This is a genomic window from Streptococcus oralis subsp. dentisani (assembly GCF_003944205.1).
GTDB classification, from domain to species: domain Bacteria; phylum Bacillota; class Bacilli; order Lactobacillales; family Streptococcaceae; genus Streptococcus; species Streptococcus oralis_BH.
Genome location: NZ_RJPH01000001.1, coordinates 202823 through 226144 on the forward strand (window position 1 = coordinate 202823; position 23322 = coordinate 226144).

Below are 23322 nucleotides of genomic sequence, written 5' to 3' on the forward strand. Positions count from 1 at the left end.
AAGGAGAATAGCATGACAGCATTGATAGAAATGACTCAAGTGACAAAAACCTACGGGGAAGGAAAGATGAAAGTCGTAGCCCTGTATGAGACGAATTTTCAGCTAAATGCGGGAGAGTTCGTAGCTATCGTTGGGCCTTCTGGCTCTGGAAAGACGACCTTTCTAACAACTCTAGGACAACTTCAGGAAGCATCGAGTGGAAAGATTCTAGTAAAGGGGAAGGAAACAGGCAGTTTGACGGAGAAGGAAAAAACAGACCTCCGTTTTAGAGAGTTTGGTTTCATTCTCCAGGCTTCAAACTTAATTCCATTTCTAACGGTCAAGGAACAGCTGGATTTGATTGACAGACTAGATAAGGGAAAAAATAGTAAAAGTGACCGAAAAGAGCTCTTTGAGTTGTTGGATTTGGAAAAAGTAAAAGATCATTATCCCAAGGCTCTATCGGGTGGCGAACGTCAACGTGCTGCGATAGCTAGAGCGCTCTATAACAATCCAAGCATTGTGCTTGCAGATGAGCCGACAGCTAGTCTGGATACCCAGCGTGCCTACCAAGTAACGGAGATGTTGGCCGCTATTGCCCATGAACAAGGAAGAGGAGTTGTCATGATTACACATGATACACGCCTTCTTGATAAGGTCGACCGTATTTATGTTATGAACGATGGCCACCTAGTTGAAGAAATACATGCATAAAATAGAGTGAATGGTACAAGTTACTGTTCACTTTTTGATTGGGAAAGATAGAAATAAGTTTAACTTTTTGTGAAACTCTCAGTACCCATAGCTGATTTTTGAGAAATGTGGTATAATTTTTCTTATGGAAAAGATTATCATTACAGCAACTGCTGAAAGTATTGAACAAGTTGAACAGTTACTAGAAGCTGGCGTAGACCGTATCTACGTCGGTGAGAAATATTTTGGTCTTCGTTTGCCAACGACCTTTAGCCAGGATGAGTTGCGAGAAATCGCCAAGCTCGTTCATGAAGCAGGCAAGGAATTGATTGTTGCAGTCAACGCCCTCATGCACCAAGATATGATGGACCGTATCAAGCCTTTCCTAGACTTCTTGGAAGAAATCAAGACAGATTATATTACAGTAGGAGATGCGGGTGTCTTTTACGTGATCAACCGTGATGGCTATTCCTTTAAGACCATCTACGATGCTTCAACCATGGTAACTAGCAGTCGTCAGATTAACTTCTGGGGTCAAAAGGCAGGAGCATCTGAGGCGGTTTTAGCGCGTGAAATTCCATCTGCCGAACTCTTTAAGATGCCAGAGATTTTGGAAATTCCTGCTGAAGTATTGGTTTATGGTGCCAGTGTCATTCACCATTCTAAGCGTCCGCTTTTACAAAACTATTATAACTTTACGCATATCGATGATGAAAAGACGCGTAAGCGTGACCTCTTCTTGGCTGAACCAAGTGATCCAGAGAGCCATTATTCCATCTTTGAAGATAATCATGGTACCCACATTTTTGCAAATAACGACCTTGATTTGATGACTAAATTGACAGAATTAGTAGAACATGGTTTCACTCACTGGAAGCTAGAGGGGCTCTACACACCTGGTCAGAATTTTGTAGAAATTGCTAAACTTTTTATTCAAGCGCGTGGCTTGATTCAAGAGGGGAATTTCAGCCATGATCAAGCCTTTTTGCTGGATGAAGAAGTTCGTAAACTTCACCCTAAAAACCGTTTTCTCGATACAGGATTCTATGATTACGATCCAGATATGGTTAAATAGGATACCAAAACCCGAAATAAAAATGTTCGGGTTTTTCAAGTGTATTCATGAAATAAAAACGGATACATGTTATAATAAAAATAGCTCTTTATTGGAGGTGTTTAAGTGGAGAATCTGAAAAAGATGGCAGGTATCAAGGCTGCTGAGTTTGTCAAGGATGGAATGGTTGTCGGTCTGGGAACTGGCTCTACTGCCTACTATTTCGTAGAAGAAATTGGTCGTCGGATTAAGGAAGAAGGTTTGCAGATTACTGCTGTGACAACTTCCAGTGTGACTAGTAAACAGGCTGAAGGATTGAACATCCCGCTCAAGTCGATTGATCAAGTAGACTTTGTCGATGTGACAGTCGATGGAGCAGATGAGGTGGACAGCCAGTTTAACGGAATCAAAGGTGGTGGTGGTGCCCTTCTGATGGAGAAGGTTGTAGCTACACCATCGAAAGAATACATTTGGGTGGTAGATGAAAGCAAACTGGTCGAGAAACTAGGTGCTTTTAAATTGCCTGTAGAAGTGGTTCAGTATGGCGCAGAACAGGTCTTTCGTCGGTTTGAGCGAGCTGGCTACAAACCAAGCTTCCGTGAAAAGGACGGCCAACGTTTTGTGACCGATATGCAGAACTTTATCATTGACCTAGCCTTGGATGTCATTGAAGATCCAATTGCTTTCGGGCAAGAATTGGACCATGTCGTTGGTGTCGTAGAGCATGGCTTGTTCAACCAAATGGTGGATAAGGTCATCGTAGCGGGACGAGATGGTGTTCAGATTTTAACTTCAACAAAAGCAAACTAATCAACATAATAAGGAGATACACTATGTCAAAATTTAATCGGATTCACTTGGTGGTACTGGATTCCGTGGGAATCGGTGCTGCACCAGATGCTAATAACTTTGTCAATGCAGGGGTTCCAGACGGTGCTTCTGACACACTTGGACATATTTCCAAAACAGTGGGTTTGAATGTGCCAAACATGGCTAAAATCGGTCTAGGAAATATTCCTCGCGAAACGCCTCTTAAGACTGTACCAGCTGAAAGCAATCCAACAGGTTATGTAACAAAATTGGAAGAAGTTTCCCTTGGTAAGGATACAATGACTGGTCACTGGGAAATCATGGGACTCAACATTACCGAGCCTTTCGATACTTTCTGGAACGGATTCCCAGAAGAAATCCTGACAAAAATCGAAGAATTTTCAGGGCGCAAGGTCATTCGTGAAGCTAACAAACCTTACTCAGGAACAGCTGTTATCGACGATTTTGGACTACGCCAGATGGAAACTGGGGAGTTGATTATCTATACTTCAGCTGACCCTGTTTTGCAAATTGCTGCCCACGAAGACATTATTCCTTTGGATGAATTGTACCGTATCTGTGAATACGCTCGTTCAATTACCCTTGAGCGTCCTGCCCTTTTAGGTCGTATCATTGCCCGTCCATATGTTGGTGAACCAGGTAACTTCACTCGTACAGCAAACCGTCGTGACTTGGCAGTATCTCCATTTGCACCGACTGTTTTGGATAAATTGAATGAGGCTGGCATTGATACTTATGCTGTTGGTAAAATCAACGATATCTTTAACGGTGCGGGTATCAACCACGACATGGGCCACAACAAGTCAAACAGCCACGGAATTGATACATTATTGAAGACCATGGGATTTGCTGAGTTTGAAAAAGGATTCTCTTTCACAAACTTGGTGGACTTTGATGCCCTTTATGGACACCGTCGCAATGCTCATGGCTACCGTGATTGCTTGCATGAGTTTGATGAACGCTTGCCCGAAATTATCGCAGCCATGAGAGAGAATGATCTTCTATTGATTACTGCTGACCATGGAAATGACCCAACCTATGCAGGAACAGACCACACTCGTGAATATATTCCACTTTTAGCTTACAGTCCAGCCTTTAAAGGAAACGGTTTGATTCCAGTTGGACATTTTGCAGATATCTCAGCAACAGTTGCGGATAACTTTGGTGTTGAAACTGCCATGATTGGTGAAAGTTTCTTAGATAAATTGGTATAAGATGACGCGATATGCTTTACTTGTTCGGGGCATTAATGTAGGTGGGAAAAATAAAGTTGTCATGGCACAACTTCGTCAAGAACTGACAGAGTTGGGACTGGGAAAGGTTGAAACCTACATCAACAGTGGCAATATTTTCTTTACTTCGACAGATGCCAAAGCCCAATTGGTTGAAAAGTTAGAGGCTTTCTTTGAAGTCCATTATCCATTTATTCAGAGCTTTTCTTTGCTGAGTCTAGAGGACTTTGAAGCGGAACTTGAAAATTTGCCTGAATGGTGGACCAAAGATTTGGCACGAAAGGATGTCCTCTTTTACACGGAGGGTTTGGATGTGGCTCAAGTCATTGAGAAAGTTGAAAGTTTGGAACTGAAAGATGAAATCGTTCATTTTGGAAGACTTGGGATTTTCTGGGGGAAATTCTCTGAGGAATCCTACTATGCAACTGCCTATCATAAGCACCTGCTCAAGATGCCTTTCTATCGCAACATCACCATTCGCAATGCAAAAACCTTTGACAAAATCGATCAAATGCTAAAAAATAATAAAGGAGACACACAATGACATTTTTAGATAAGATCAAGGAAACAGCTGCTTTCCTGAAAGAAAAGGGAATACTAGCGCCTGAGTTCGGTCTAATCCTTGGATCAGGACTTGGAGAATTGGCGGAAGAAATCGAAAATCCAGTTGTAGTAGATTATGCAGATATCCCAAACTGGGGCCGTTCGACAGTAGTCGGACACGCTGGTAAATTGGTATATGGTGAACTTGCAGGGCGCAAGGTCTTGGCTCTTCAAGGTCGTTTCCATTTCTACGAAGGAAATCCTCTTGAAGTCGTGACTTTCCCAGTACGTGTGATGAAAGTTCTCGGATGTGAAGGTGTCATTGTAACCAATGCAGCTGGCGGTATTGGATTTGGTCCTGGTACCTTGATGGCTATCACAGACCATATCAACATGACGGGTCAAAATCCATTGATGGGTGAAAACTTGGATGATTTTGGTCCACGTTTCCCTGATATGTCTAAAGCCTACACACCAGAATACCGTGCTACTGCCCATGAAGTGGCTAAAAAACTCGGTATCAAGCTTGATGAAGGTGTCTATATCGGTGTAACCGGTCCGACTTATGAAACACCTGCAGAAATTCGTGCCTATAAGACATTGGGAGCAGATGCAGTTGGTATGTCCACTGTTCCTGAAGTTATTGTGGCCGCTCACTCAGGCTTGAAAGTTCTCGGTATTTCATGTATTACTAACCATGCAGCTGGTTTCCAAGAAGAACTCAACCACGAGGAAGTTGTAGAAGTGACTGAACGTGTTAAAGGTGATTTCAAAGGCTTGCTTAAAGCGATTCTTGCAAAATTGTAATGTCATGAGAGTTCACTTTATTTTACATGAGACATTTGAGGTTCCAGGTGCATATCTAAAATGGGCTCTAGAACGAGGTCATCAAATTACATCAACAAAGGTTTATGAAAAAGAACCTCTTCCTGAAACAATTGACGGAATTGATTTTCTGATTGTTATGGGTGGTCCTCAATCACCTGATGAGGATAGAGAAAACTTCCCATACTATGACCCTAAGGCTGAGCTTGCTTTTATGAAAGAAGCAATTGCCGCAGATATCTATATCGTTGGTGTCTGTCTTGGTGCTCAGCTCTTGTCTGTTGCCTATGGTGCGAAGTATGAACATAGTCCAGAGCGCGAGATCGGCGTTTATCCTGTCACATTGACGATGCAAGGTCTAACAGATCCTCATGTCAGCTTGTTCGGAAAAAACATAGAAACCGGCCACTGGCACGGTGATATGCCAGGGCTGACAGATGAAGCTGTCGTTTTGGCGACCAGTCAAGGTTGTCCACGCCAAATTATTCGCTTCAGTCCAAAACATTATGCCTTTCAGGCTCATTTGGAATTTGATCCAGACGCAATAGAATTATTGATTGCTGCGGATGGTGAGGAGAAATTAAGAGAGCAAAGTGAAAAGTTGCCTTTTGTTCAAACACCAGAAGAATTACGTGGAAACGATTATTCTGAAATGAATGCAAAACTGTATACATTTTTAGATTCATTGGTAAACTAGGAACTACAGAAAGGCAGAGTATCTGAGTTATAGTCAAACTCGAGCTAACTGTTTTGCGAAATATTTAATTTTAAAATCAAGAAAGAAAGGATGGGTAAACCGTATTTGCTGAACTGAATACGGGCGGAGAACTGTGTAAAAAAGATAAACTGTCTAGCATCTGCGATGCTTCGTCAGTTTCCTATTTTTACTTTGTTCTCTGTCGCCCTTTATATCTTAACTATGTCTATCCATATTGCTGCTCAGCAGGGTGAAATTGCTGATAAAATTCTTCTTCCGGGGGATCCTCTTCGTGCCAAGTTTATTGCGGAGAATTTCCTTGAAGATGCTGTTTGTTTTAACGAAGTGCGTAACATGTTTGGTTACACTGGTACTTACAAGGGCAAGCGTGTATCTGTCATGGGAACTGGGATGGGGATGCCATCGATTTCGATTTATGCGCGTGAGTTGATTGTGGACTATGGTGTGAAAAAATTGATCCGTGTGGGAACTGCGGGTTCGTTAAACGAGGATGTTCATGTCCGTGAATTGGTTTTGGCGCAAGCAGCTGCAACCAACTCAAACATCATCCGCAACGACTGGCCACAGTATGATTTTCCACAAATCGCTAGTTTTGATTTGTTAGACAAGGCCTACCATATCGCTAAAGAACTCGGTATGACAACCCACGTTGGGAACGTCTTGTCATCAGATGTCTTTTACTCAAACTACTTTGAAAAGAACATCGAACTTGGTAAATGGGGAGTTAAGGCTGTGGAAATGGAAGCAGCAGCCCTTTACTATCTTGCTGCCCAACACCACGTCGATGCACTTGCTATCATGACTATTTCCGATAGTTTGGTCAATCCAGATGAAGACACTACTGCAGAAGAACGCCAAAACACCTTCACTGATATGATGAAGGTTGGTTTGGAAACTTTGATTGCAGAGTAAAATGTGAACGAAAATCCTGATTTCAAGTAAAATCAGGATTTTTTCATGGATGCGATTTTTTCTGGGTCTGGTGTGACGCGGAGAGTCTTTTGTCCTGTGTAGGTTACAAAGCCAGGTTTTCCACCAGTTGGTTTGTTGAGTTTTTTCACTTCAATCATATCCACCTGAACGAGATTTGACAAACGCCCTTTGGAAAAGTAGGCAGCTAATTCAGCCGCATCTGTCTTGACTTCGTCAGAAGGATTGAGATTTCCTGAGATGACGACATGGCTTCCAGGAATATCCTTGGCATGGAACCAAAGTTCCTCCTTGCGAGCCATTTTAAAGGTTAATTCCTCATTTTGCAGGTTGTTTCGTCCGACATAGATGATAGTCTTGTCATCGCTCGCCAGATACTGTTCTGGTTTTTTGCGTTTCTGGATTTTTTCACGTTGGCGTCTTCTAATGAAGCCTGTTTGGATCAATTCCTCACGGATTTCAGCGATTTCCTCCAGCCCTGCTTGGTTGAGCACAGTCTCCACGCTTTCCAGATAGAGAATAGTTGCCTTGGTTTCTTCAATCAACTCAGTCAGGTATTTGACAGCTTCTTTGAGTTTCTGGTAACGTTTAAAGTAGCGTTGAGCATTCTGACTGGGAGTCAAGGCCTTATCAAGCGCAATAGTGATAGGTTGATTGGTGTAGTAGTTGTCTAGGATAACCTGATCTTGGTCATTAGGCACTTGGTGGAGGAAGGTTGTCAACAATTCTCCTTTTTGGCGAAATTCCTCAGCGTTGTCTGTCGCTAGTAACTCTTTTTCTTGTTTTTTTAGCTTATGTCGATTTTTCTGAAGTTCATTTTCAACACGTCGAATGAGTTCACTGGCTTGCTGTTTGACGCGGTCCCGTTCAGCCTTGTCCTTATAGTAGGTGTCCAGCAAGTCAGAAAGACTGGTAAAAGGCTCTCCTACACGATTCGCAAAAGGAACTGGGCTGAAAGAAGTCTCTGTCAAAAATGGTTTGCTTGCTTGACTGAAAAAGTTACGGAAAGTGGAAAGTTTTTCACTAACCAGTATGCTTTCCAATTCGTTTGCCGTATCGCGTCCCAGACCTTGAAAGAGACTTTGAAGATTTTTAGCTGTTAATTCCTGTGTTTGCAGGATTTCAAAGAGTTTTTCATCCTTGATAGTAAAAGGGTTGCGGGATTCGGTGCTTGGCGGAGCGATATAGGTCGATCCTGGAAGCAAGGTGCGGTAACTATTTTGTGAAAAGCCGACGTGTTTGATAACTTCGAGGATTTTATGACTGCTTTTATCGACCAGTAGAATATTACTGTGTTTACCCATAATCTCGATAATCAAGGTAGCCTGGATATGATCCCCAATCTCGTTTTTATTGGAAACCGTAATTTCCACAATACGGTCATTTTCCACTTGCTCAATCGACTCAATCACAGCTCCCTGTAAATACTTTCTCAAAACCATGATAAAAGTAGAAGGTTGGGCTGGATTTTCAAAAGTCGTTTGGGTCAGCTGAATACGTCCGAAAACTGGATGAGCAGAGAGGAGCAGGCGATGGCTTTGGCGATTGCTGCGGATTTGCAAGACCAACTCTTGTTCAAAAGGCTGATTGATTTTCTGGATGCGACCATTGACTAACTCTCTTCGCAATTCCTCAACCATGTGATGTAAAAAAAATCCGTCAAATGACATCGTTCTCTCCTTGTGATTGTATTCCATAGTATTATATCAAAAAGGTAGAATAAAATCATGGAAATATGGTATAATAAAGCCAAGTAAAGAGAATCGAGAAGTACATGTATATTGAAATGGTAGATGAAACTGGTCAAGTTTCACAAGAAATCTTGCAACAAACCCAAGAAATTTTGGAATTTGCAGCCCAAAAAATAGGAAAAGAAGACAAGGAGATGGCAGTCACTTTTGTGACCAACGAGCGTAGTCACGAACTCAATCTGGAGTACCGTGATACGGATCGTCCGACAGATGTTATCAGCCTTGAGTATAAACCAGAGTTGGATATTGCCTTTGACGAAGAGGATTTGCTTGAAAATCCTGAATTGGCAGAGATGATGTCTGAGTTTGATGCTTATATTGGGGAACTGTTCATCTCTATCGATAAAGCGCATGAGCAGGCTGAGGAATACGGTCACAGCTTTGAGCGTGAGATGGGCTTCTTGGCAGTACACGGCTTTTTACACATTAACGGCTATGATCACTACACTCCGGAAGAAGAAGCGGAGATGTTCGGTTTACAAGAAGAAATTTTGACAGCCTATGGACTCACAAGACAATAAACGAAAATGGAAAAATCGTGACCTGGTATCCAGTTTAGAATTTGCCCTTACAGGAATTCTGACTGCTTTCAAGGAAGAACGCAATATGCGAAAACATGCAGTGACGGCTCTAGTAGTCATCCTTGCAGGTTTTGTTTTTCAGGTGTCACGGATCGAATGGCTCTTTCTCCTGATGAGCATTTTCTTGGTAGTAGCCTTTGAAATTATTAATTCTGCTATCGAAAATGTGGTGGATCTAGCCAGTCACTATCACTTTTCTATGTTGGCAAAGAAAGCCAAGGACATGGCAGCAGGTGCCGTGCTTGTGGTCTCTCTTTTTGCTGCAGTGACAGGTGCATTTATCTTTCTCCCACGCATTTGGGATATACTATTTTAAACAATAAGAGGAAATTATGACATTTAAATCAGGCTTTGTAGCCATTTTAGGGCGTCCCAATGTTGGGAAGTCAACATTTTTAAATCACGTCATGGGGCAAAAGATTGCTATTATGAGTGACAAGGCGCAGACAACGCGCAATAAAATCATGGGGATTTACACAACGGATAAGGAACAAATCGTCTTTATCGATACACCGGGGATTCACAAGCCAAAAACAGCTCTTGGGGACTTTATGGTGGAATCTGCCTATAGTACTTTGCGTGAAGTGGATACTGTTCTATTCATGGTGCCAGCTGATGAGCCACGTGGTAAGGGCGACGATATGATTATCGAGCGTCTGAAAGTTGCCAAGGTTCCTGTGATTCTGGTGGTGAATAAGATTGACAAGGTCCACCCAGACCAGCTTTTGGCTCAGATTGATGATTTCCGTAACCAGATGGACTTTAAGGAAATTGTTCCTATCTCAGCCCTTCAGGGAAATAACGTTTCTCGTCTAATCGATATTCTGAGTGAAAATCTTGAGGAAGGTTTCCAGTATTTCCCAGCTGATCAAATCACAGATCATCCTGAGCGTTTCTTGGTTTCAGAAATGATTCGTGAGAAGGTTCTTCATTTGACACGTGAAGAGATTCCACACTCAGTTGCCGTAGTGGTTGACTCTATGAAACGGGATGAAGAGACAGACAAGGTTCACATTCGTGCAACTATCATGGTGGAGCGAGATAGCCAAAAAGGCATTATCATCGGAAAAGGTGGCGCTATGCTCAAGAAAATTGGGACTATGGCCCGTCGTGATATCGAACTCATGCTAGGGGATAAAGTTTTCCTAGAAACTTGGGTCAAGGTCAAGAAAAATTGGCGTGATAAAAAGCTAGATTTGGCTGACTTTGGCTATAATGAAAAAGAATACTAAGTAGAGGTGGGCTCATGCCTGCTTCTTGTTTTTACAGAAGGAGGATTTATGCCTGAATTACCAGAGGTTGAAACGGTTCGTCGTGGCTTAGAAAAATTGATCTTGGGAAAGAAGATTTCGAGTGTAGAGATTGCTTATCCCAAGATGATTAAGACGGATTTGGACGAGTTTCGAAAGGAAGTGCCTGGTCAGATTATCGAGTCAATGGGACGTCGTGGCAAATACTTGCTTTTTTACTTGACAGACAAGGTCTTGATTTCACATCTGCGAATGGAGGGAAAGTATTTTTACTATCCAGACCAGATTCCTGAACGCAAGCATGCTCATATTTTCTTCCAGTTTGAGGATGGCGGTACTCTTGTATATGAGGATGTACGCAAGTTTGGTACCATGGAACTCTTGGCGCCAGACCTTTTGGATGCCTACTTTGTTTCCAAAAAACTAGGGCCTGAGCCAAGAGAGCAGGACTTTGATTTACAGTCCTTCCAAGCTGCCCTAGCCAAATCTAAAAAGCCTATCAAATCCCATCTTTTAGACCAAACCTTGGTAGCTGGCCTTGGCAATATCTATGTGGATGAGGTCCTCTGGCGAGCACAGGTCCATCCAGCAAGACCTTCGCAAACTTTGACAGCAGAAGAAGCGTCAGCTATTCATGACCAGACCATTGCTGTTTTGGGACGGGCAGTTGAAAAGGGCGGCTCTACCATTCGAACCTATACCAATGCTTTTGGGGAAGACGGAACCATGCAGGACTTCCATCAGGTCTATGATAAGACTGGACAAGCATGTTCCCGCTGTGGCACCCTCATTGAGAAATTCCAGCTCGGTGGACGAGGAACTCATTTTTGTCCTCAGTGTCAAAGGAGGGACTGATGGGAAAAATCATCGGAATCACAGGAGGAATTGCCTCTGGTAAGTCAACTGTGACAAATTTCCTAAGAGAGCAAGGCTTTCAAGTGGTGGATGCTGATCAACTTGTTCACCAGTTACAAAAACCTGGAGAGCGCCTATATCAGGTCTTAGTTCAGCACTTTGGGCAGGAAATTATCTTAGAAAATGGAGAACTCAATCGCCCTCTCCTAGCTAGTCTCATCTTTTCAAATCCTGAGGAGCGGGAATGGTCTAAGCGAACCCAAGGAGAGATTATTCGTGAGGAATTGGCTGCACTAAGAGAACAGTTGGCTCAGACAGAAGCGATTTTTTTCATGGATATTCCCCTGCTTTTTGAACAGGACTATGCCACCTGGTTTGATGAAACGTGGCTGGTCTATGTGGACCATGATATCCAATTAGAACGTTTCATGAAACGGGATCATCTTTCTAGGGAAGTCGCCGAGTCGCGTCTTTCCGCCCAGTGGTCTTTAGAAGAAAAGAAAAAATTTTCGAGTCATATATTAGATAATAATGGCAGTCGTGACCAGCTTGTGGTGCAAGTAGTGAAGTTACTTGAAGGAGGCGATAGCTGTGCAAGAGATTAGTTGGAAAGAGAATCTTCGTGTCGCCTGGTTCGGTAGTTTTCTAACGGGAGCCAGTATTTCCTTGGTCGTCCCTTTTATGCCTATCTTTGTAGAGCAGTTGGGAATCGAGAGTGACCAAGTTGCTTTCTATGCTGGATTAGCCATCTCAGTTTCGGCTGTTTCAGCAGCTTTGATTTCTCCTATCTGGGGTATTCTTGCTGACAAGTACGGTCGTAAACCCATGATGATTCGAGCTGGGCTTGCTATGACCATCACCATGGGAGGCTTGGCCTTCGTGCCGAATATCTATTGGTTAATCTTTCTTAGATTACTAAATGGCGTATTTACAGGTTTCGTACCGAATGCGACAGCTTTAATAGCCAGTCAAGTCCCCAAGGATAAGTCTGGCTATGCTTTGGGGACTTTATCAACTGGAGTAGTAGCTGGAACCCTAACCGGCCCCTTTGTAGGTGGCTTGATTGCTGAAATTTTTGGGATTCGTAACGTCTTTTTATTGGTGGGTGCCTTCCTATTTTTAGCTGCAATCCTAACCATTTTCTTTATCAAGGAAGATTTTCGACCAGTGGCTAAGGAGAAGGCTATTCCAACAAAAGAGTTGTTTAGTTCTATTAAACACTCTCATCTTTTGATTAATTTGTTTTTAACCAGCTTTGTCATTCAATTTTCAGCTCAATCAATTGGTCCTATCCTGGCTCTCTATGTGCGGGACTTAGGGCAGACTGAAAATCTCCTCTTTGTATCAGGATTGATCGTATCCAGCATGGGATTTTCTAGCATGATGAGTGCTGGAGTGATGGGAAAACTAGGAGATAAGGTGGGAAATCATAGACTTTTAGTTACAGCGCAGATTTATTCAGTCATCATTTACCTTCTTTGTGCCCATGCAACCAGCCCCCTTCAACTTGGCTTGTATCGTTTTCTCTTTGGTTTGGGAACGGGTGCTCTGATACCAGGGGTCAATGCTCTTCTCAGCAAAATGACTCCAAAATCAGGTATTTCAAGAATTTTTGCCTTTAACCAAGTCTTTTTCTACCTTGGGGGTGTTGTTGGTCCCATGACTGGTTCAGCAGTAGCAGGGCAATTCGGCTACCACTCTGTTTTTTATGCGACAGCAGCCTGTGTGGCTCTTAGTTGTTTATACAACTTAGTTCAATTTAGATCATTATTAAAAGTAAAGGAAATCTCGTGCGAGTAAAAATCAATCTCAAATGCTCCTCTTGTGGCAGTATTAATTACCTAACCAGTAAAAACTCCAAAACCCATCCAGACAAGATTGAAGTTTTAAAGTATTGTCCCAAGGAAAGAAAAGTAACCCTACATCTTGAATCTAAGTAGAATTTATGGTAAAATAATAGGGATTTTAAGGAGTTTGATATGTACAACCTATTATTAACCATTTTATTAGTATTATCTGTTGTGATTGTGATTGCGATTTTCATGCAACCAACTAAGAACCAATCCAGCAATGTATTTGATGCCAGCTCGGGTGATTTGTTTGAACGTAGTAAAGCGCGTGGTTTTGAAGCTGTGATGCAACGTTTGACAGGTGTTTTAGTCTTTTTCTGGCTAGCCATTGCCTTAGCATTGACGGTATTATCAAGTAGATAAGAAATGGGCAGGACTAGGTCTTTGCCTCTTTTTATTTTTATACTCTTCAAAAATCAAATTCAAACCACGTCAGCGTCGGCTTGTCGTACTCAAGTATTGCCTGCGCCTAGCTTTCTAGTTTGCTATTTGATTTTTATTGAGTATTAAATGATGTTTGAAAAGGTCTCACAGTAAAAGAAAATTAAAAAATCTAGAAAGAAAACATGAAAGATAAAATTAAAGAATATTTAGAAGAGAAGGGGCGAGTGACGGTAAATGACCTAGCTCAGGCTCTCGGAAAAGATGGGTCCAAGGATTTCCGTGAGTTGATTAAAACCCTGTCTCTGATGGAAAGAAAGCACCAGATTCGATTTGGAGAAGATGGTAGCCTCACCTTAGACCAGAAGAAGAAACATGAAATTACCCTCAAAGGGATTTTTCATGCCCATAAAAATGGCTTCGGCTTTGTCAGTCTGGAAGGTGAAGAGGACGATCTTTTTGTAGGAAAAAACGATGTCAACTATGCTATTGACGGCGATACCGTTGAGGTGGTCATCAAGAAAGTTGCTGACCGTAACAAGGGAACAGCTGCAGAAGCCAAAATTATTGATATCCTAGAACATAGCCTGACGACGGTTGTCGGCCAAATTGTTCTGGATCAGGAAAAGCCCAAGTATGCCGGCTATATCCGTTCAAAAAATCAGAAAATCAGCCAACCTATTTATGTGAAGAAACCAGCCCTCAAACTTGAAGGAACAGAAGTTCTAAAGGTCTTTATCGACAAATACCCAAGTAAGAAACATGATTTCTTTGTTGCTAGTGTGCTGGACGTGGTGGGACACTCGACTGATGCTGGGATTGACGTTCTTGAAGTCTTGGAATCCATGGATATTGTCTCAGAATTTCCAGAGGCTGTTCTCAAGGAGGCAGAAAGTGTACCAGATGCTCCGTCTCAAAAGGATATGGAAGGTCGTCTGGACCTGAGAGATGAAATCACCTTTACTATTGACGGTGCAGATGCCAAGGACTTGGACGATGCGGTGCACATCAAGGCCTTGAAAAATGGCAATCTGGAGCTTGGGGTTCACATTGCAGATGTTTCCTACTATGTAACTGAGGGTTCTGCCCTTGACAAGGAAGCCCTTAACCGCGCAACTTCTGTCTATGTGACAGACCGTGTAGTGCCTATGCTACCTGAACGACTGTCAAATGGCATCTGCTCTCTTAATCCTCAAGTCGATCGCTTGACCCAGTCTGCCATTATGGAGATTGATAAACATGGTCGTGTAGTCAACTACACCATCACACAAACGGTTATCAAAACTAGTTTTCGTATGACCTATAGCGCTGTTAATGATATCCTAGCTGGCGATGAGGAAAAGAGACAAGAGTTTAAGAAAATTGTTCCTAGTATCGAGTTAATGGCCAAGCTTCATAAAACGCTAGAAAGCATGCGTGAGAAACGAGGTGCCCTTAATTTTGATACCAGTGAAGCTAAGATTTTGGTGGATAAAAAAGGCAAGCCTGTGGACATTGTCCTTCGTCAACGTGGCGTTGCTGAACGGATGATTGAATCCTTCATGTTGATTGCTAACGAAACGGTTGCCGAGCACTTTAGCAAGCTGGATCTACCTTTCATTTATCGGATTCACGAGGAGCCCAAGGCTGAAAAAGTTCAGAAGTTTATTGACTATGCTTCGAGCTTTGGTTTGCGGATTTATGGGACTGCCAGTGAGATTAGCCAGGAGGCGCTCCAAGACATCATGCGTGCTGTTGAGGGAGAGTCCTATGCGGATGTATTATCTATGATGCTTCTCCGTTCTATGCAACAAGCTCGTTATTCGGAACATAATCACGGTCACTATGGACTAGCGGCTGACTATTATACTCACTTTACCAGTCCGATTCGCCGTTATCCTGACCTTCTAGTCCATCGGATGATTCGCGACTATGGGCGTTCCAAGGAAATAGCAGAGCATTTTGAGCAAGTGATTCCAGAGATTGCGACCCAGTCTTCCAACCGTGAGCGTCGTGCTATTGAGGCTGAGCGTGAAGTCGAAGCGATGAAAAAGGCTGAATACATGGAAGAATACGTGGGAGAAGAGTACGATGCAGTTGTATCAAGTATCGTCAAGTTCGGTCTCTTTGTAGAATTGCCAAATACAGTCGAAGGCTTGATTCACATCACTAATTTGCCTGAATTTTATCATTTTAATGATCGTGATTTGACTCTCCGTGGGGAGAAATCAGGAACAACCTTCCGTGTGGGACAGCAGATTCGCATTCGAGTTGAAAGAGCCGATAAGATGACAGGAGAGATTGATTTCTCCCTTATCCCAAGTGAGTTTGATGTGATTGAGAAGGGCTTGAAACAGTCTAGTCGTAGTGACAGAGGGCGTGGTTCAAGTCGTCGTTCAGACAAGAAGGAAGACAAGAGAAAATCAGGACGCTCAAATGATAAGCACAAGCACTCACAAAAAGATAAAAAGAAAAAAGGCAAGAAACCTTTTTACAAAGAAGTAGCTAAGAAAGGAGCCAAGCATGGCAAAGGGCGAGGGAAAGGTCGTTGCACAAAATAAAAAGGCGCACCACGACTATACAATCGTAGATACGCTAGAGGCAGGAATGGTCCTGACTGGAACTGAAATCAAGAGCGTTCGAGCTGCTCGAATCAATTTCAAGGACGGCTTTGCCCAAGTAAAAAATGGGGAAGTCTGGCTGAGCAATGTTCATATTGCCCCTTACGAAGAGGGCAATATCTGGAACCAGGAACCAGAACGTCGTCGTAAACTTCTGCTCCATAAGAAGCAAATTCAAAAATTGGAACAAGAGACCAAAGGGACAGGAATGACCCTTGTTCCCCTCAAAGTCTATATTAAAGATGGTTATGCTAAACTCCTTTTAGGACTTGCTAAAGGGAAACATGACTATGACAAACGGGAGTCGATCAAGCGTCGTGAACAAAACCGCGACATCGCGCGTGTGATGAAAGCTGTCAACCAGCGTTAAGAAGAGGAAGTAAGATGGAAAAACTAGTTGCCTATAAACGTATGCCTTTGTGGACTAAAGAAACCATGCCAGAGGCTGTTCAGCAGAAACACAATACCAAGGTTGGGACTTGGGGCAAGATTACTGTTTTAAAAGGAACTCTCAAGTTTATTGAATTGACAGAAGATGGTGAAGTTTTAGCTGAGCACCTCTTTGAAGCAGGAGCGGATAACCCTATGGCGCAACCTCAAGCCTGGCACCGAGTAGAGGCTGCAACAGACGATGTAGAGTGGTACCTGGAATTTTATTGTAAACCTGAGGACTACTTTCCTAAGAAATACCAGACCAACCCAGTCCATTCAGAAGTCCTAGAGGCTATGCAGACGGTGAAACCAGGAAGAACCTTGGATTTGGGTTGTGGTCAAGGCCGTAACTCTCTCTTTCTTGCACAGAATGGTTTTGATGTGACAGCTGTGGATCAAAATGAATTGTCCCTTGAAATCTTGCAAAGCATCGTAGAGCAAGAGGATCTAGACATGCCTGTCGGACTTTATGATATCAATTCAGCCAGCATTAGCCAAGCCTATGATTTTATCGTATCGACAGTTGTTCTGATGTTTCTACAAGCAGACCGCATTCCAGCTATTATCCAAAATATGCAGGAGCACACCACGGTCGGTGGCTATAACCTTATCGTCTGTGCCATGGACACGGAGGATTATCCTTGCTCGGTGAACTTCCCATTCACCTTTAAAGAAGGCGAATTGGCTGACTACTACAAGGACTGGGAATTGGTAAAGTATAATGAAAATCCAGGACATCTGCACCGTCGTGATGAAAATGGCAATCGGATTCAACTACGATTTGCGACCATGCTAGCTAAGAAAATCAAGTAAATCAAACCTATCCAAGCGAATAGAAACCACTTTGCAAGATTTCTATTCGTTTTTGTTTGCGTTGGTTGATTGGGGCGAACAGAATTTTATGCTATACTAGAAGTAGGAAATCTGAGCAGTAGAGCTGTATTGCTGTCACTCTCAGCGCAAGAAGTTGTAGATGATGGGGGTGGTCGAATGGTGAGTCTTTTGGTGGAACTGTATGATCGGCATGTATTGGAAAAAAATGTCTACCAAGCCTTTGTCAGTGATTGTGACGAGATTCTCTTTCTATCTTTGACGAAAATAAGTAATAACGATAAACTTTCACTGCGCCATTTTATCTTGGATGAGGTTCCCCATATCCAACGAGTGACCTTTCGTCAACTATCCTTAGAACAGATGTCTGATCAGTTAGATTATTGCCTAGCAGGTTACGACCAAGTCCTTCTCGATGTTTTTGGAGGAGATTCGCTACTAGCCTTATCCCTCTATCAATACGGCTTGGATCGCCATCTTCCCATCGTTGCCATGGATGTCGAGCGGGGCAAACAATACAAGTGGACAGCTAGTCAGTTGGAAAAAGAAGACTTGGACATTCCAACCCTAAGCATCCAACAGTTGATAGCCTTGCGTGGTGGAAAAATGCTCAAATCCAAACGCCCTATCCACTCGGCTCAGCAAATTGCTGCCATCAAAAAATTAGCCAGCTCAGCTATTGCCAATCCCGCACGCTGGTACCAAGTGACCCAATTTTTCTCGCTGGCTAAGACCAATGACCTTCATGCTGAGACAGAAAAGATTCTGGAAAACAACGGCAAGTATTATCACTATCCAGAATCCCTCACCCCTTTACTAGTGGAAGCGGGGATGCTTCGTATTGAAAGTGAGGCCAAGGAGCGAGTAAGCTACAGCTTTCCAAGTCAAGAAGCCCAAGTCTTTTGTCGCAACAAAGGGCATATTTTAGAATTGTATCTCTATCTCTTGGCGCTTGAATCTCAGCTGTTTGATGAGTGCATGATAGGCGGTGAAATTGATTGGAATGGTATCTTTCCAGAGGCGGATAATGTTCAAAATGAGATTGATGTCATTCTGAGAAAGGGGCGCTCGATTACCTTTATCTCTTGCAAGATGACAGATTTATCAGTTGAAGCTATCAACGAACTAGAAGTCTACGCCAATCATTTTGCTGGGGAGAGTTGCCTCAAGTTAATTGTCTGTACGGGAAAAATCAATCCAGTTTATGCCAATCGCTGTCAGGAATACGGCGTGATGGTCATTAGAAGTGAGCAGATTCCCAATCTCATTCCCATGCTAAAAAAATATTCTAAGATATTTAAAAGATAAAAAATCAACATAAAAGACTGGCATTCCAGTCTTTTTTGCTTCTTTTTCGAATAAATTAGAAAAGGAGGTAGACCATGTTTGTAGCCAGAGATGCCAAGGGAAATTTGGTGAATGCCCTCGAAAAAGATGTGACCAAGCAAGCTTATACCTGTCCAGCCTGTGGTGGCGGACTACGATTACGTCAGGGACAGAGCATTCGAACGCATTTCGCTCATGAATCTTTAAGAGATTGTATAGCTATTTTTGAAAATGAAAGTCCAGAACACTTGGGCAACAAAGAGGTCCTTTATCACTGGGCCAAGAAGGACAATCAGGTGGCCTTAGAATATAGTCTGGCCAAGATTCAGCAGATAGCAGATGTTCTCGTCAATGAGAAACTAGCACTGGAGGTTCAGTGCAGTCCCTTGTCTCAAAAGCTTTTAGGCGATAGAAGTCAAGGCTACCGCAGTCAGGGCTACCAGGTTATCTGGCTACTGGGAGAAAAACTCTGGTTAAAAGAGCGATTAACACAATTGCAAAGGGGATTCCTCTATTTTAGTCAAAATATGGGATTCTATGTTTGGGAACTAGATTTCAAAAAGCAAGTTTTGAGACTCAAATATCTTCTGCATCAGGACCTACGTGGCAAGCTTCATTTTCAGGTCAAGGAATTTCCCTTTGGTCAAGGAAATCTCTTAGAAATTTTACGCTTTCCTTATCAAAAACAAAAGCTAGCTAGTCTTACAGTTTCTCAAGATTCAACTATCTGTCACTACATTCGCCAGCAGTTGTACTACCAAACGCCTTACTGGATGAAGAAGCAGGAAGAAGCTTATCATCAAGGAGACAATCTATTAAACCATCAACTGGACGACTGGTATCCTCAAGTCAGACCGATAGAATCAGGAGATTTTTTGCAGATTGAAACGGATTTGACTAGCTATTATAGAAATTTTCAGGCCTACTATCAAAAAAATCCGAAAAATAATCGCCAAAAGCTCTATCCACCAGCCTTTTATCACTTATATTTCTCAAAAAATGTGGTAAAATAGAAAGGATGGAGGAATCTTATGGTATTACAACGACATGAAATAAATGAAAAAGATACATGGGATCTTTCGACAATCTACCCAACAGACCAGGCTTGGGAAGAAGCCTTGAAAGACTTAACTGAAAAAGTACAAACAGCATCTCAGTATGAGGGGCATCTCTTGGATAGCGCGGACAGTTTGCTTGAGATTACAGAATTCTCACTTGACTTGGAACGCCAAGTTGAAAAGCTTTATGTCTATGCACATATGAAAAATGACCAGGACACGCGTGAAGCCAAGTATCAAGAATACTATGCTAAGGCAATGACCCTATACAGTCAGTTAGAACAAGCCTTTTCATTCTATGAACCTGAGTTTATGGAGATTAGCGAAGAGCAGTATGCGGCCTTCCTAGAAGCTCAACCAAAACTCCAAGTTTACAAGCACTTTTTTGACAAGCTTTTGCAGAAGAAAGACCACGTTCTTTCTCAACGTGAGGAAGAATTGCTTGCTGGAGCAGGAGAAATCTTTGGTGCTGCTAGTGAAACCTTTGCTATTTTGGACAATGCGGATATTAGCTTCCCATACGTGCTTGATGACGAAGGCAAGGAAGTACAACTCTCACATGGTACTTACATCCGTTTGATGGAGTCTAAAAATCGTGAAGTGCGTCGTGGTGCCTATGAAGCCCTTTATGCGACTTACGAGCAATTCCAACACACTTACGCTAAGACTTTGCAGACAAATGTTAAGGTGCAAAACTATCGAGCAAAAGTTCGTAACTATAAGAGTGCTCGCCATGCAGCCCTCGCAGCAAACTTTGTCCCAGAAAGTGTCTATGACAATCTAGTAGCAGCAGTTCGCAAGCATTTGCCACTCTTGCATCGATACCTAGAACTTCGTTCTAAAATCTTGGGTATTTCAGATCTCAAGATGTACGATGTTTACACACCACTATCTTCAGTAGAATACAGCTTTACTTATGAGGAAGCCTTGAAAAAGGCAGAAGAAGCTTTGGCGGTTTTAGGTGATGACTACTTGAGCCGTGTCAAACGTGCCTTTGGTGAGCGTTGGATTGATGTCTATGAAAACCAAGGCAAGCGTTCTGGTGCCTATTCTGGTGGTTCTTATGATACCAATGCCTTTATGCTTCTCAACTGGCAGGACAATCTAGACAATCTCTTTACCCTTGTCCATGAGACTGGTCACAGTATGCATTCAAGCTATACTCGTGAAACTCAGCCTTATGTTTACGGAGATTACTCTATCTTCTTGGCAGAGATTGCCTCAACGACCAACGAAAATATCTTGACAGAGAAATTATTGGAAGAAGTAGAAGACGATGCAACTCGCTTTGCTATCCTTAACAACTTCTTGGACGGTTTCCGTGGAACAGTTTTCCGTCAAACTCAATTCGCTGAGTTTGAACACGCAATCCACCAAGCAGACCAAAATGGAGAAGTCTTGACAAGTGATTTCCTCAATAAACTCTACGCTGACTTGAACCAAGAGTACTATGGACTCAGCAAGGAAGACAATCCTCAGATCCAATACGAGTGGGCACGCATCCCACACTTCTACTATAACTACTATGTTTATCAATATTCAACAGGTTTTGCAGCTGCTTCAGCTTTGGCTGAGAAGATTGTCCATGGTAGTCAAGAAGACCGTGACCGCTATATCGACTACCTCAAGGCAGGTAAATCAGACTATCCACTCAATGTTATGAGAAAAGCGGGAGTAGATATGGAGAAGGCAGACTATCTCAACGATGCCTTTGCAGTCTTTGAACGCCGCTTGAACGAGTTTGAAGCCCTTGTTGAAAAATTGGGATTGGCTTAAGATGGTAGAGTCTTATAGTAAAAATGCCAATCACAATATGCGTCGGCCCGTCGTCAAGGAAGAAATCGTTGAACTCATGCGCCAGCGTCAAAAGCAGGTGACAGGCTCCCTGAAAGAATTGGAGACCTTCGCTCGTAAGGAAAACATTCCCATTATTCCCCATGAAACGGTCGCGTATTTTCGATTTCTCATGGAGACCATACAGCCCAAGAACATTTTGGAGATTGGAACGGCTATTGGCTTTTCAGCCCTCTTGATGGCAGAGCATGCGCCAGATGCTAAGATTACAACGATTGACCGTAATCCTGAGATGATTGGTTTTGCCAAGGAAAACTTTGCCCAGTTTGACAGTCGTAAACAAATCACTCTTTTAGAAGGAGATGCAGTAGAGGTTTTATCTACTCTGACAGAAACTTATGACTTTGTCTTTATGGATTCGGCCAAGTCCAAATACATCGTCTTTCTGCCTGAAATCCTTAAACATTTGGAAGTCGGTGGAGTAGTAGTTTTGGATGATATTTTCCAAGGAGGCGATGTTGCCAAGGACATCATGGAAGTCCGCCGTGGTCAACGAACCATTTATAAAGGTTTGCAGAGACTTTTCGACGCAACTTTGAACAATCTAGGTCTAACAGCAACTCTAGTTCCACTTGGAGACGGCATTCTCATGCTGAGAAAGAATGTAGCAGATGTGCAGCTTCCTGAGAGTGAATGATTTTTAGAAAAATTTAAGACAATTTAGTAAAATAGAGAAGGTAACTTACCATAAAAGGAGTAAACATGAAGAAAAAACTATTGGCAGGAGCCATTACATTATTATCTGTAGCGACTTTGGCTGCTTGTTCAAAAAGTTCTGAAGGGGCTGACCTCATCAGCATGAAGGGTGATGTCGTTACTGAGCACCAATTTTATGAACAAGTCAAAAACAATCCAACTGCGCAACAAGTCTTGCTTAATATGACCATCCAAAAAGTATTTGAAAAACAATATGGTTCAGAAGTGACTGACAAAGAGGTGGATGATGCCGTTGCTGAGGAACAAAAGAAATACGGCGATAGCTACAACAGCGTACTTCAACGTGCGGGTATGACTCCTGAGACTCGTAAAGCTCAAATTCGCACAAGTAAGTTGGTCGAATTGGCAGTTAAAAAAGCCGCAGAGAGTGAATTGACTGACGAAGCTTACCAAAAAGCTTTTGAGTCTTATACACCAGATGTAACAGCTCGGATCATCCGTATGGATAATGAAGACAAGGCCAAAGAAGTGCTTGAAAAAGCAAAAGCAGAAGGAGCTGATTTTGCTCAGTTGGCAAAAGACAACTCAAACGATGACAAGACAAAAGAAAATGGTGGCGAAATCACTTTTGACTCTGCTTCAACAGAACTTCCAGAACAAGTCAAGAAGGCGGCCTTTGCCTTGGATGTGAATGGTGTCTCTGATGTTATCACAGCGACTGGAACACAAGCTTACAGTACCCAATACTACATTATTAAGCTAACCAAGAAAACAGAAAAATCATCAAACCTAGATGACTACAAAGAAAAATTGAAAACGGTCATCCTGGCTCAGAAACAAAACGATTCATCTTTCGTTCAGAGCGTTATCGGAAAAGAATTCCAAGCTGCAAATATTAAAGTGAAAGATCCTGTTTTCCAAAATATCTTTGCCCAATACGTTGGTGGTGCAGACTCAAACTCAAGCAGTAGCTCATCAGCAGAATAAAAAAAGAAAATACAAACTTTGTCTTGAAGTTTGTATTTTTTACTAATCAGTTTCGTCTAAGTTTCGTCTAAATAGCAAAATTCGAAGGATTGGAGGATAAGAGT

The 23322-nt window shown here is 42.5% G+C and carries 25 protein-coding genes; 24 read left to right on the forward strand and 1 reads right to left on the reverse strand.

Features of this window, described 5'->3' with window-relative positions:
• Positions 1-12: 12 nt before the first annotated feature.
• The 8 genes from D8805_RS00990 (at position 13) to deoD (ending at position 6787) form a co-directional block, all read left to right on the forward strand.
• On the forward strand, positions 13-693 hold the full coding sequence (locus D8805_RS00990; protein WP_125415124.1) for an ABC transporter ATP-binding protein: 681 nt from the start codon (positions 13-15) through the stop codon (positions 691-693).
• A 124-nt stretch (positions 694-817) separates the two neighbouring features.
• Positions 818-1747, forward strand: coding sequence for a peptidase U32 family protein (locus D8805_RS00995; protein WP_125415125.1), 930 nt, complete (start codon positions 818-820; stop codon positions 1745-1747).
• Positions 1748-1852: 105 nt separating this feature from the next.
• Positions 1853-2536 carry a ribose-5-phosphate isomerase RpiA gene (rpiA, locus tag D8805_RS01000; protein WP_049505712.1) on the forward strand — a complete coding sequence of 228 codons (684 nt, stop codon included), beginning with the start codon at positions 1853-1855 and terminating at the stop codon, positions 2534-2536.
• 23 nt (positions 2537-2559) lie between these two features.
• On the forward strand, positions 2560-3771 hold the full coding sequence (locus D8805_RS01005) for a phosphopentomutase (protein ID WP_125415126.1): 1212 nt from the start codon (positions 2560-2562) through the stop codon (positions 3769-3771).
• A 1-nt stretch (position 3772) separates the two neighbouring features.
• Positions 3773-4333: a DUF1697 domain-containing protein gene (locus tag D8805_RS01010; protein ID WP_125415127.1), complete on the forward strand. Its 561-nt coding sequence runs from the start codon at positions 3773-3775 to the stop codon at positions 4331-4333.
• Positions 4330-5139: a purine-nucleoside phosphorylase gene (locus D8805_RS01015; protein WP_125415128.1), complete on the forward strand. Its 810-nt coding sequence runs from the start codon at positions 4330-4332 to the stop codon at positions 5137-5139. The genes D8805_RS01010 and D8805_RS01015 overlap by 4 nt, the downstream gene beginning before the upstream one ends.
• Before the next feature lie 4 nt (positions 5140-5143).
• On the forward strand, positions 5144-5854 hold the full coding sequence (locus tag D8805_RS01020; RefSeq protein WP_125415129.1) for a type 1 glutamine amidotransferase: 711 nt from the start codon (positions 5144-5146) through the stop codon (positions 5852-5854).
• A 222-nt stretch (positions 5855-6076) separates the two neighbouring features.
• Positions 6077-6787, forward strand: coding sequence for a purine-nucleoside phosphorylase (deoD, locus tag D8805_RS01025; protein ID WP_125415130.1), 711 nt, complete (start codon positions 6077-6079; stop codon positions 6785-6787).
• Between the two features lie 32 nt (positions 6788-6819).
• Here deoD and pavA read toward each other — a convergent pair whose 3' ends face one another.
• Complete coding sequence (gene pavA / locus D8805_RS01030; protein WP_125415131.1) at positions 6820-8475, reverse strand: Rqc2 family fibronectin-binding protein PavA; 1656 nt, start codon at positions 8473-8475, stop codon at positions 6820-6822.
• Positions 8476-8579: 104 nt separating this feature from the next.
• Here pavA and ybeY point away from each other — a divergent pair, with 104 nt between their 5' ends.
• The 16 genes from ybeY to prsA all read left to right on the forward strand — a co-directional run bounded on the left by ybeY (position 8580) and on the right by prsA (position 23218).
• Complete coding sequence (ybeY, locus tag D8805_RS01035; protein WP_000275169.1) at positions 8580-9077, forward strand: rRNA maturation RNase YbeY; 498 nt, start codon at positions 8580-8582, stop codon at positions 9075-9077.
• Positions 9058-9453: a diacylglycerol kinase family protein gene (locus D8805_RS01040; protein WP_125415132.1), complete on the forward strand. Its 396-nt coding sequence runs from the start codon at positions 9058-9060 to the stop codon at positions 9451-9453. The genes ybeY and D8805_RS01040 overlap by 20 nt, the downstream gene beginning before the upstream one ends.
• Before the next feature lie 16 nt (positions 9454-9469).
• Positions 9470-10369, forward strand: coding sequence for a GTPase Era (gene era, locus D8805_RS01045; protein WP_061409096.1), 900 nt, complete (start codon positions 9470-9472; stop codon positions 10367-10369).
• 48 nt (positions 10370-10417) lie between these two features.
• Positions 10418-11242, forward strand: a complete 825-nt coding sequence (gene mutM, locus D8805_RS01050; RefSeq protein WP_125415133.1) for a DNA-formamidopyrimidine glycosylase — start codon at positions 10418-10420, stop codon at positions 11240-11242.
• Positions 11242-11847 carry a dephospho-CoA kinase gene (gene coaE, locus D8805_RS01055; RefSeq protein WP_125415134.1) on the forward strand — a complete coding sequence of 202 codons (606 nt, stop codon included), beginning with the start codon at positions 11242-11244 and terminating at the stop codon, positions 11845-11847. The genes mutM and coaE overlap by 1 nt, the downstream gene beginning before the upstream one ends.
• The gene (locus D8805_RS01060) at positions 11834-13042 is read left to right on the forward strand and encodes a multidrug efflux MFS transporter (RefSeq protein ID WP_125415135.1); all 1209 of its coding nucleotides are present in this window, start codon (positions 11834-11836) and stop codon (positions 13040-13042) included. Before coaE ends, D8805_RS01060 begins: the two co-directional genes overlap by 14 nt.
• A complete protein-coding gene (rpmG, locus tag D8805_RS01065; protein WP_001809104.1) occupies positions 13033-13182 on the forward strand; it encodes a 50S ribosomal protein L33 in 150 nt (49 codons plus the stop codon). Before D8805_RS01060 ends, rpmG begins: the two co-directional genes overlap by 10 nt.
• A 39-nt stretch (positions 13183-13221) precedes the next feature.
• On the forward strand, positions 13222-13455 hold the full coding sequence (secG, locus tag D8805_RS01070) for a preprotein translocase subunit SecG (protein ID WP_007519515.1): 234 nt from the start codon (positions 13222-13224) through the stop codon (positions 13453-13455).
• A gap of 203 nt (positions 13456-13658) precedes the next feature.
• Complete coding sequence (gene rnr, locus D8805_RS01075; protein WP_125415136.1) at positions 13659-16013, forward strand: ribonuclease R; 2355 nt, start codon at positions 13659-13661, stop codon at positions 16011-16013.
• A complete protein-coding gene (gene smpB, locus D8805_RS01080; RefSeq protein ID WP_125415137.1) occupies positions 15976-16443 on the forward strand; it encodes an SsrA-binding protein SmpB in 468 nt (155 codons plus the stop codon). Before rnr ends, smpB begins: the two co-directional genes overlap by 38 nt.
• Positions 16444-16457: 14 nt before the next feature.
• Positions 16458-17318: an SAM-dependent methyltransferase TehB gene (tehB, locus tag D8805_RS01085; protein WP_125415138.1), complete on the forward strand. Its 861-nt coding sequence runs from the start codon at positions 16458-16460 to the stop codon at positions 17316-17318.
• A 177-nt stretch (positions 17319-17495) separates the two neighbouring features.
• On the forward strand, positions 17496-18644 hold the full coding sequence (locus D8805_RS01090) for a PDDEXK family nuclease (RefSeq protein WP_125415229.1): 1149 nt from the start codon (positions 17496-17498) through the stop codon (positions 18642-18644).
• A gap of 74 nt (positions 18645-18718) precedes the next feature.
• A complete protein-coding gene (locus tag D8805_RS01095) occupies positions 18719-19675 on the forward strand; it encodes a competence protein CoiA (protein WP_125415139.1) in 957 nt (318 codons plus the stop codon).
• Between the two features lie 18 nt (positions 19676-19693).
• Entirely contained in the window at positions 19694-21496 is a 1803-nt protein-coding gene (gene pepF / locus D8805_RS01100) for an oligoendopeptidase F (protein ID WP_125415140.1), read from the forward strand.
• Position 21497: 1 nt separating this feature from the next.
• Positions 21498-22211 carry an O-methyltransferase gene (locus D8805_RS01105; RefSeq protein ID WP_125415141.1) on the forward strand — a complete coding sequence of 238 codons (714 nt, stop codon included), beginning with the start codon at positions 21498-21500 and terminating at the stop codon, positions 22209-22211.
• Between the two features lie 65 nt (positions 22212-22276).
• A complete protein-coding gene (gene prsA / locus D8805_RS01110) occupies positions 22277-23218 on the forward strand; it encodes a peptidylprolyl isomerase PrsA (RefSeq protein ID WP_125415142.1) in 942 nt (313 codons plus the stop codon).
• The last annotated feature ends 104 nt before the right edge of the window (positions 23219-23322 follow it).